The sequence below is a fragment of the Paenibacillus maysiensis genome (genome assembly GCF_000520815.1).
Classification (GTDB): Bacteria; Bacillota; Bacilli; order Paenibacillales; family Paenibacillaceae; genus Paenibacillus; species Paenibacillus maysiensis.
The window spans coordinates 1-10,355 of record NZ_ASRY01000155.1 but is presented as its reverse complement, the minus strand read 5'-3'; the positions used below and the strand labels follow the sequence as shown (position 1 = coordinate 10,355).

Genomic DNA, 10,355 nt, shown 5'->3' with positions numbered 1-10,355 from the left:
TTTCTGTCACACCCGCCTCTGCCGCAGCTACCAGTGTATATGGATCAATTCCCGCCTTGCCGCCTGTTGCCGGGGGTGTCACCATGACGATCTCTGGTACACCAGCCACCTGAGCCGGAATCACATTCATCAGCACCGAGGACGGATAAGCTGCTTTACCGCCCGGAACATACACGCCTACCCGCTTCAACGGTCGGATAATCTGACCCAGCAAGCTGCCATCCGGTTGTAAATCCATCCACGAATTACGTTTTTGCTTCGTATGAAAAGCACGGATATTGTCCGCCGCCTCCCGAATCGCCTGCAAAAAAGAAGGCTCCACCTTGTCATATGCCGCCTTCAATTCTTCCTCCGTCACACGGAGCTGCTCCGCCGTCAGCGATACACCATCGAACGATTCCGTATACCGCAGGACAGCCGCATCTCCCTCCTGCCGTACCGAACGGATAATCGCACGAACGGCTTCATTTTGCTCAGGTGTACCGTAATCCACCTCCCGCTGGAGATTGAAATCACGGGCTGATACGATCTTCATTTGTCCCTTCCCCCTTACTTGCAGCTTGCAGATTGTTCTCCTGACCATTGACCTTTACCTTAGTCCCTGGGTGCCACCGTAGTCGGAATTACCTGATGCAGTCGGTCACACAACGCCTGAATCGGACCATTTTTCATCCGGTAGCTGACCCGATTGGCAATCAGCCGACTCGTAATATCCAAAATACTGATCTGCTCGACCAATCCGTTCTCTCTCAAGGTCTGCCCTGTTTCCACCATATCGACAATCCGGTCTGCCAATCCGATTAGCGGTGCCAGCTCGATAGAACCATTCAGCTTGATAACCTCCACCTGCTGGCCTTGCTCCCGAAAATACTGGGAAGCCACATTCGGATACTTCGTAGCCACCCGCTGACGAATACCCGGCTGCCAATCCGGCAAAGCAATGACTGACATTCGGCAACGGGCAATTCCCAGATCAAGCAGCTCATACACATCCTTGTTCTCTTCCAGCAAAACATCCTTGCCTACAATGCCGATATCCGCAGCTCCGTACTCCACATACGTGGGAACATCGACCGGCTTCGCCATAATAAACTCCATTCCCAGTTCAGGCAGCGGAATAACCAGCCTGCGCGTATCATCCACATCTACTGGAATAGGAACCCCCGCTCGACGAAACAGCTCAGAAGCCTGCTTATAAATCCGTCCTTTCGGCATGGCTACCTTCAACGTCTCCGTCATGGCAATTCCCTCCCTTGTACCGGTTGTCTTTCTTCGACTGTGTAGCTGTAAACCTCTGCGTACAAGTCCTGTTGCTCACGGCGGCGATCCTCAGGCCCACCACTCAGCCCTGTCACCACAGTCCGTCCTGCTGCACGAAGCTGTGCAGCGGCGGATAACGCCTCTCTGCGTCCCTGCGCATCATAACGAATGAGGACTGGGCGCTTCGCCTCGATCTGAATACCGTCCACACCATCGACAATCCGGTTCGTCTTCAACGCGAATCCTGTGGCAGGAACGGAACGGCCAAACTGCTGTAGCAGATTGTCATAGCGCCCTCCATTACATACGGGGAATCCGATTTCCGCCGCATAGCCCTCAAAGGTCATTCCTGTATAATATGAAAAGTCTCCGATCATAGTAAGGTCAATTAGCACATGCTCAGACACGCCGTAACTCTCCAGCACTTCCCAAACCTCGCACAGATGCGCAATGGATTGAATCGTCTGCTGCTCGATGCTAAGACGGGTAGCCTGTTCACAAATTTCTTTGCCCCCGCGAAGCCGGAGAATAGCCTCCAGCTTTTCCCGATATTCGGCAGGCAAACCCAAAGCTTCAATCACTGTCCGGTAGCCCACCACATCACGGTTCAATAACAGCTCCTTTAGCGCTTGCTGTTCAGCCTGACGACCCGGAATGATTTCCTCGAACAGACCGTTCAGGAATCCCACATGCCCCATGGCAATTTTAAAAGAGGACACCCCTGCCGCCTGCAATGATGCAATCGCCAGTGCCACCACCTCCGCGTCAGCCTCGGGCGAGTCATCGCCCACCAGCTCTACACCCGTCTGGAAGAATTCCGCTTCTCTTCCCGCCTCTTCCTCAATCGCCCGAAATACATTTGCGTGATAGGAGAGCCGGAGCGGTACCTCTTCTTCCTTCAACAGCGATGATACCACACGTGCAATCGGCGCAGTCATATCAGATCGCAGCACCAGCGTGGTTCCCCGGTTATTGAGCAGCTTGAACAACTTCCGATCCGAAGTAGAACTAGCCACACCCACCGTATCGTAGAATTCCATCGTAGGCGTCATAATCTGACGGTAGCCCCAACGCTCCATGCATTCCAGTACATTCAATTCAATCGCCCGCAGCTTCGACACCGCACGCGGAAGGTAATCCCGAACCCCTACAGGGATTTCAAATCCTTTTGGCTTGGTCATCTCTATCACCTCATGATTTCACAATATCTTTATCATGGTAAAGTGCTAATAAACTAAAGTATATTCGATATATTATCATGCTCTGCCTGCGAACGTCAACCGAATGGGGCAGCCCATTTTTAGAGCCGCATTGCGAAACGATCTCCCTCTATTTATTTTATCCATTGCAGAATTCATGAATCCTATAAAAAAAGACTGTCAGCCTTTCAGCCAACAGTCATATCAACATATTCAACCACTCACCTGTTCACCTTTACCCCGCGACGGAGACTTTGGAACCGTACCCAGGCCAATCCAGGAATAAGGTACATAACGGAAACACAGCGTCACAATCAGCCATGAGCCAAACAGCGCTAACAGCCAACCTCCGGCAACAGAAAAGATATACTCTACCGGTGTTCCATGCAAATTCAGCTTACGATACACGCGCAAGAGCGCCGGATGGAGTAAATAAATACCGAAGGAACAGGCACCCAGCCAACTAATCCAAGTTCGCAACGCATAGTTAGCATGACGGTATAAGAAAGCCGAGAACTGAAACAGCACCAGCGCAGATACAAGAGCATGTGCATTACGTAACAGCTCATAGATCAACGAATCTGCATAGATCGCTTCCCGATACGCTACAAACCATATCTGCACATAGACTATACCCAGCAACAGCCAAGCCGCCCACAAACCATACCAACTGATCAACTGACCGCGACCAACTGCCGTACCTGACACCGGAAAAAACCACTTTTTAAACTCTTCATATCCAATCGCGACAGCTGCACCCAAGGCAAAATAACTGATATACGTAATCGCAAGACTTCCTCTTTCCTCTTGCCAAACGTATTTGTTCAGCAGTACAAACCCCCATTGAATGACTAACCCTACTGTCAAAATGACTAAGGCTGCTCTCCGTGGACTCGATATCCAATGGCGTAGACGCTGCACTCCCCACAGCAACAGCGGAAAGACCAAATAAAATTGGATTATGATGATGACATAATACAAATGCGTGTACGCCTTTCCCGTTAACAGCACAAGCGGAAGATCACTGAGCGGCATCAGCCCACGTGTCACCAAGGTCAAATAGTACATAAGAGAAAACAAAACGTAGGGTAACACAATAAACATCAGTCTTTTTCGAAAAAACACAAGCATATTCTTACCACGAAGCGGCCTATCGACATAATTGTAAAATAAAACAAACCCGCTCACAAAAATAAATACTGGCACCGCAAAGCTACTAAACACATTTAAAAATAAAAAGGGATAAAACAATAGAGAATGACGCGCATCAATCAAAGCCATTGAAGTCGCATGAATGGTAACAACGGCTGCAATTAACATTCCCCGGTAAATATCAAGCTCTGGTATACGTTCTTTTTTGGCCAAATCAACACGCTCCCATATCGCCTTGCAAATATGTCTATTATCAAGTTTTAAACATAACTAACATGCATTACCCCATTTATTATACAGAAAAACAGCGCAAGACCCCTTAATACATAAGGGGCCTTTTTTGTTATGCTATTCACTACTCATTCGTACCCGATCGTCTTAATTCGCGCAGTGGATTACCACCTACAAATGCTCCTGCAGGCACGTCTTTATGCACGACCGCTCCAGCCGCTACTATAGCTCCGTCTCCAATGGTAACACCTGGCAAAATCGTTGTATTTGCGCCAATCAACACATTATTCCCGATCATCACTTTACCAATACGATACTCCCGTATAAGGTATTCATGAGCCAGAATGGTCGTGTTATATCCAATCACCGAATTGTCCCCTATGGTAATATGCTCCGGAAAAAAAACATCTACCATCACCATCAGGCCGAAGGCCGCATGCTGCCCTACCTTCATCCCGAGCACTCTGCGGTAAATGACATTCTTCCAGGATAGCACGGGACAATACCGGGCGATCTGTATAAAAACAAAGTTTTTAATCCCTTTCCAGCGGCTTACCGTCCGGTAAATCTGCCACAGCGCATTGGGGCCTTCCACGGGATAGCGGTCAACCTTCCTCACGATACATCGACACCTTGAAGCTCCAGCTTCAGTAAATCCCGCATATCATGCAAAATGTAATCCGGTCCATAGCCCCGTAGAGTTTCCTCACCCTTGAGCGACCAGGCTACACCCGCCGATTTCACACCTGCGGCTTGAGCCGATAGAATATCAAAGGAACTGTCTCCAACCATCAACGTATGCTCCGCTTTGGCGTTCAAGCCAGCCAGCGCCTTAAGCACAGGTTCTGCGTGCGGCTTCGGGTGCTGTACGTCGTCTACCGTCACGATATAATCCATAGAGGAGGTCATATCGAACAGATCAAGCACACGAATCGTAGAAGGACGTATTTTAGTCGTCACAATCCCCAGCTTGATTCCCCGCGCACGCAACTCCTGAATAACCTCGATGACATACGGAAATGGCTTCACCATTTGATCGTGATGGAGCAGGTTATAAGCACGATAGCCTTTAACTAGCTCAGACACATCCTTTAATCCCGAAAACGTACGAAGCTGGTCATCCAGCGTTCCGCCCATATGAGGGATAATATGCTCCCGTGTCAGCGGGTCAGCGTCCGGGTGATTCAAAATGTGCAGAAATGAGTTGATAATCAGCTCATTCGTATCCATAATCGTACCGTCCAAGTCGAATAAAACCGTATTTATCATAGATGCTCCTTCTTGTCCTCGTCCATGTCTTCCTTGTGTAGCTTATCCGGCGCAGCCGTTGTCGGAGGAATCGTATCTTGACCCGGGCGGGAAGCCTGTTCCGGCGTGACGTCAGGTACCTGATCGACTCCTACCTTGCTGGAGACAATCGGATCGCTATATTTCGGAACAGATGCACCCTTACGACGACGAACCACGATGAAAATCACAGCAGCTACAACAATGAAAATAGGGAGCAGTTGCGAGATCCGTACATTACCGTAACTTGGGTCCAGATGCCCTGGTTCAAACCCCAGCCATACCATAGGAGACCACAAAGCATTCACAAAGGAAGCCAGCCAGTCTGGTCCCTGAAAAGCCAAACTATCCGTCCGTACACGCTCGATGAAAAAACGGCCAATCGAGTACCAAATGAAGTAAAACGCAAACATTTCGCCTGCACGTACAAATTTCATACGTCGAATAACGAGCAGCAGAATCACACCTACAACACTCCACAGGGATTCATACAGGAATGTGGGATGGTGAAACACCCCGTTAACGTTCATCTGATTTACAATGAAATCCGGCAGATGCAGTTGATTCCGCAAAAACGCTTCTTCCGTCGGTCCACCGTAGGCTTCCTGATTGACAAAGTTACCCCAGCGTCCAATCGCTTGACCGATCAGCAGACCCGGCGCACAAATATCGGCAATCCGCCAGAAATTATAACCCTTATAGCGGAAATAGATGACTGCACATATAATCGCGCCGATCAATGCACCGTATATCGCAATACCGCCATTCCAGATTTTGAAAACATCCCATAGATTATCTCGATAATCTTCCCATTTGAAGGCTACATAATAAATACGCGCTCCAATAATAGCCGAGGGAACACCCAACAGCAGCATATCCATAAAAAATTCCTGCGGAATGCCAAATCTTTTACCTTCACGAATGGCGAGATATAAACCCACAAGCGCCGCCAGCCCCAAAATAAGCCCGTACCAATGGACCTTAATTGCCCCGATTGAAAAAGCAATCGGATTCAGCAGTAATGTTGCCGTTGACATATGTTTCTCTCACTCCTTGTTCTTCCTTGCAAACGACTCAACCTTAATCCATATCTTCCATATCTTCAGAAATTGTAGCCGTCAGCTTGTTCGTAAATTGCAGAGCTGCATTCACGCCCATTTGCTTCAAACGATAGTTCATTGCCGCCACCTCAATAATAACGGCCAGATTTCGGCCCGGACGAACTGGAATCGTAACGAGCGGAACATCCGTGTCAATAATACGGGTCGTTTCTTCATCCAAACCAAGACGGTCATACTGCTTGTCCTGCTGCCATGCCTCCAGACGGACAACCAGCGTAATCCGCTTGTTGTTACGAACTGCACCTGCACCAAACAGCGTCATCACATTAATGATGCCCACGCCGCGAATTTCCAGCAGGTGACGAATCAGTTCCGGCGCCGTACCATGCAACTGAAAATCGGACGTTTGCCGGATTTCCACTGCATCATCTGCTACCAGACGATGACCGCGTTTAACCAGCTCCAGCGCTGTTTCACTTTTACCAATGCCGCTACTGCCCGTAATAAGCATACCTACACCGTACACATCACACAATACACCATGAATAGTGGCCGTAGGAGCCAGCTTTCTTTCAAGAAAACCCGTAATGCGGCTTGATAAAATCGTCGTGGCCATATTAGTTCGCAATACAGGGACATCCCGCTCAGCGCTTGCCTCCACTAGTTCTGCGGGTACTTCCAGACCGCGTGTGATGATGATACACGGAGTCAGCTCCGTACATAGACGCTGCATCCGATCCTTTCTTTCATCTGGAGGAAGCATACCGAGAAAAGCCAGCTCAGACCTTCCCAAAAGCTGCACCCGCTCCTGTGTGTGGTATTCAAAATACCCGGCCATCTCCAGCCCTGGACGATTCAAATCATCCACCGTGATCAGCCTGCGCAGACCTTTCTCACCGGAAATAACCTCCATTTGAAATTGCTGTACAAGCTCAGATACCTTTACCTTTTTAGCCATCGTATTCTCCCCTTCATCCTGCATGACCGGATTCTATACGTGATTTTATTTATGTAGCGTCACTCTATCAACCATTCAGCCCGTCGCCAGCTCATCCTGTGCCAGCTCAAGCCTTACCTTTTCAGCATCATTTCGGGTCACCTGTGTTCATGCAGTTGGACTCTTCCAATATTTGCTTTCAATAATCCAGCCAGCAATCCATACCTGAGCCCAGACCCATACCAATGTACCCATCGTATCGGAATTTTCCATTGAATGCAATGCCAAAGCTGGAAGCTGTATGGGATATACAAAAAGAGCCGCCTTTCCCCGGCTGGGAAACTGCAGCTCTCTTTCATCAGTTGATCTTATTCGCCAACCAGAACGCTCAATTCTGATTCCTTATCAAAAATATGAACCTTGTTCATATCGACAGCCAACTTCGCTTTGACACCATCACGAGTATTGGAACGTCCGTCTACACGGGCAATAATCGTATCGTTTCCGGCACCACTCAGGTACAACAGCATTTCATGACCGAGGTTTTCGGTAACATCCACAGTGGACATAAAGATCGTATTCGGAGAAGCCTCCAAAAATACAGGTTCTTCATGAATATCCTCAGGACGGATACCCAGGATAACTTCTTTACCGACATAACCCTTGGCTTTCAAAATCTGTCCCTTACCTTCAGGCACGAACAGATCCAAACCTGGTGCAGTGAAATACATTGCGCCGTCCTTCTCAGCCAGCTTGCCTGTGATGAAGTTCATCGTAGGAGAGCCGATAAAACCAGCTACGAACAGATTTACTGGACGGTTGTACAGCTCATCCGGAGATGCGGCTTGTTGAATAATGCCATCCTTCATAACAACAATCCGGTCACCCATCGTCATCGCTTCGACCTGGTCATGCGTTACGTAGATAACAGTCGTTTCCAGACGTTTAGCCAGCTTCGTGATTTCCGCACGCATCTGACCACGCAGTTTGGCATCCAGATTGGACAATGGCTCATCCATCAAGAACACTTGTGGGTCACGTACAATCGCACGTCCCAAGGCAACACGCTGACGTTGACCACCTGATAGCGCTTTCGGCTTGCGATCCAGCAGATGCTCGATATCCAGGATTTTAGCCGCCTCACGTACACGCTTATCAATTTCGTCTTTCTTCACCTTACGGAGCTTTAGACCAAAAGCCATGTTTTGGTATACGTTCATATGCGGATACAAGGCATAGGATTGGAAAACCATCGCAATATCGCGATCCTTTGGAGCTACGTCATTCACGACACGATCTCCAATGTACAATTTGCCGTCCGAGATTTCTTCCAGCCCAGCGATCATACGGAGCGTAGTAGATTTACCACAGCCGGAAGGACCGACCAATACGAGGAATTCTTTATCTTGAATGTCCAAATTGACATCAACAACCGTAGCTTTATCTGCACCCGGGTATTTTTTAAAAATATGCTCTAAGCGTACACCAGCCATAGCTTTTGCCTCCCCAAGATCAAGTTTTGAAATCGAATACATTTCTTACTTGTATCTTACCTTAGTACCCACTGCGTGGCTATTCGCAAACTGCACAAAAATGCTATTTCCTTTTTGTCACTTTGTACAATAGTAGAAAAAGCTTGACCAAAACCGCATCATTAAACGTCCGCACATCCAATCCGGTCTCCTGTTTGATCTTGTCCAAACGGTAAATCAACGTATTTCGATGCACATATAGGCGCTTAGCCGTCTCACTCACATTACAATCCAGTTGAAAAAAGATATCCAATGTAGCCATCGTTTCAGCATCCTCCAATATGACGGACGACCGCACAGCCTGCTCCAAAAATTGCACGCGTTGCTCCTTCGGAATACGGTTTAATAACCTCTCCAAATGTAACTCCCATGAAAAGTGGATGTGCTCTGTTACATGAAAAATTTTGCCGAGATGGATCGTCTCCCATAACAAATTCAGCTCTTTGGGAAGACTCTCCAATAGTATAGACGGCTTGGATACCGCCAAATGAAATACACCTACCCACTCATTTGCGATAAGCTCGTATAAACCCAGACTGAAAGCCGTAAGAACCTCCTCCAGCGATTCCGTAAAATCCGCATCCCTGGTTTCGACATCCTTATCCCGGTCGTCTTCTGCTCCCAACAGTAGTTCCTTTTTAGCCATAATCAGCCAAGACTGTTCATCCAGTGGAGTAAGCAGCACATTCCCTCCAAAATAACTGGCTAACAATCGATGTAGCTGAGTGTAAGCAATAGCGCCCCCCTGTGTTCCTTCACCAGTCAGTACAATGGGAACCATATACGCCGACAGCGAATCCCGAAGCTCCAACTCATCAGGAACCTCTTCTTCATTCTGTAGGTTGCCAGCCTGCTGTATGAGCCACTGTCCAAAACGCCTCATTCGTTCTTCCTCAGCATATACCGGATTATCGGGCCGTTGCGTCCCCGTCCCATCCTGCCAGAATTGCTCCATGTTCCAGAGTAGCGCCTCAATCAGCTTCCGTTCACGATCCGTCAAACGCTTTGCCTCTACCGCAAAGGCAGCCAATTCTCCTGCTACCGCACGGAACGGAAAATATATTTTGCTATCACGTACAAATGACTTATCCGGTACAGCTGATTCTGCTGGCTGACCTTCTGCAATCATTTCCGGACACCAAGGCAGTATAGTAAAAGGTGCTTGAATAATATTCTGAAGCTGTTGCTGTATCCATCCTGTATCCAAAGCCACGCGATCACCACTTCACTTTTTTTAGAATAACCTCTAAGCGAACATAATGAACCTATTATACCCTGCCGATACCTTAAAATAAAAAAGCTAGTAAGAAACATAACCTATATACATGCAAAAATGCATACAAAAAAAGTCATCAACTTATAGTTGATGACTTTCGGTGAGCCATGAAGGACTCGAACCTTCGACACCCTGATTAAAAGTCAGGTGCTCTACCAACTGAGCTAATGGCTCATAAAACTGGTGGAGGATGATGGATTCGAACCACCGAACCCGTAAGGGAGCAGATTTACAGTCTGATGCGTTTGGCCACTTCGCTAATCCTCCATATAAAGGTGGCTCGGGACGGAATCGAACCGCCGACACGAGGATTTTCAGTCCTCTGCTCTACCGACTGAGCTACCGAGCCATATCCACTAACAAAAAAATAAAGTGCGGAGGGATACCCCTTCCCACTTTAGTACGTAAAACTATCATATT

General features: G+C 48.1%; 10 protein-coding genes and 3 tRNA genes. All 13 read right to left on the bottom strand.

Annotated elements, in window-relative coordinates; translation table 11 throughout:
* A partial coding sequence (locus L696_RS0109700) for a histidinol dehydrogenase (RefSeq protein ID WP_025683470.1) occupies positions 1–535 on the bottom strand: 535 nt, incomplete at its 3' end.
* 59 nt (positions 536–594) lie between these two features.
* Positions 595–1,239, bottom strand: a complete 645-nt coding sequence (gene hisG / locus L696_RS0109695; RefSeq protein ID WP_025683469.1) for an ATP phosphoribosyltransferase — start codon at positions 1,237–1,239, stop codon at positions 595–597.
* Positions 1,236–2,441, bottom strand: coding sequence for an ATP phosphoribosyltransferase regulatory subunit (locus tag L696_RS0109690; protein WP_025683468.1), 1,206 nt, complete (start codon positions 2,439–2,441; stop codon positions 1,236–1,238). Before L696_RS0109690 ends, hisG begins: the two co-directional genes overlap by 4 nt.
* 231 nt (positions 2,442–2,672) lie before the next feature.
* Positions 2,673–3,824 carry an acyltransferase gene (locus L696_RS0109685; RefSeq protein ID WP_025683467.1) on the bottom strand — a complete coding sequence of 384 codons (1,152 nt, stop codon included), beginning with the start codon at positions 3,822–3,824 and terminating at the stop codon, positions 2,673–2,675.
* 142 nt (positions 3,825–3,966) lie between these two features.
* Positions 3,967–4,461, bottom strand: a complete 495-nt coding sequence (locus tag L696_RS0109680; protein WP_025683466.1) for an acyltransferase — start codon at positions 4,459–4,461, stop codon at positions 3,967–3,969.
* Positions 4,458–5,111 carry a pyrophosphatase PpaX gene (gene ppaX, locus L696_RS0109675; RefSeq protein WP_025683465.1) on the bottom strand — a complete coding sequence of 218 codons (654 nt, stop codon included), beginning with the start codon at positions 5,109–5,111 and terminating at the stop codon, positions 4,458–4,460. Before ppaX ends, L696_RS0109680 begins: the two co-directional genes overlap by 4 nt.
* A complete protein-coding gene (gene lgt / locus L696_RS0109670; protein ID WP_025683464.1) occupies positions 5,108–6,166 on the bottom strand; it encodes a prolipoprotein diacylglyceryl transferase in 1,059 nt (352 codons plus the stop codon). The genes ppaX and lgt overlap by 4 nt, the downstream gene beginning before the upstream one ends.
* A 43-nt stretch (positions 6,167–6,209) precedes the next feature.
* On the bottom strand, positions 6,210–7,148 hold the full coding sequence (gene hprK, locus L696_RS0109665; RefSeq protein WP_025683463.1) for an HPr(Ser) kinase/phosphatase: 939 nt from the start codon (positions 7,146–7,148) through the stop codon (positions 6,210–6,212).
* A 347-nt stretch (positions 7,149–7,495) separates the two neighbouring features.
* Positions 7,496–8,620 (bottom strand): ABC transporter ATP-binding protein, encoded by a 1,125-nt coding sequence (locus L696_RS0109660; protein WP_025683462.1) that lies wholly within the window; start codon positions 8,618–8,620, stop codon positions 7,496–7,498.
* Between the two features lie 103 nt (positions 8,621–8,723).
* Positions 8,724–9,872 (bottom strand): PucR family transcriptional regulator, encoded by a 1,149-nt coding sequence (locus L696_RS0109655; RefSeq protein ID WP_025683461.1) that lies wholly within the window; start codon positions 9,870–9,872, stop codon positions 8,724–8,726.
* A gap of 164 nt (positions 9,873–10,036) precedes the next feature.
* Positions 10,037–10,109 (bottom strand) — tRNA-Lys (locus L696_RS0109650).
* A gap of 7 nt (positions 10,110–10,116) precedes the next feature.
* Positions 10,117–10,202: transfer RNA gene (locus L696_RS0109645), tRNA-Tyr, on the bottom strand.
* A gap of 9 nt (positions 10,203–10,211) precedes the next feature.
* A tRNA-Phe gene (locus L696_RS0109640) sits at positions 10,212–10,284 on the bottom strand.
* Positions 10,285–10,355 lie beyond the last annotated feature (71 nt).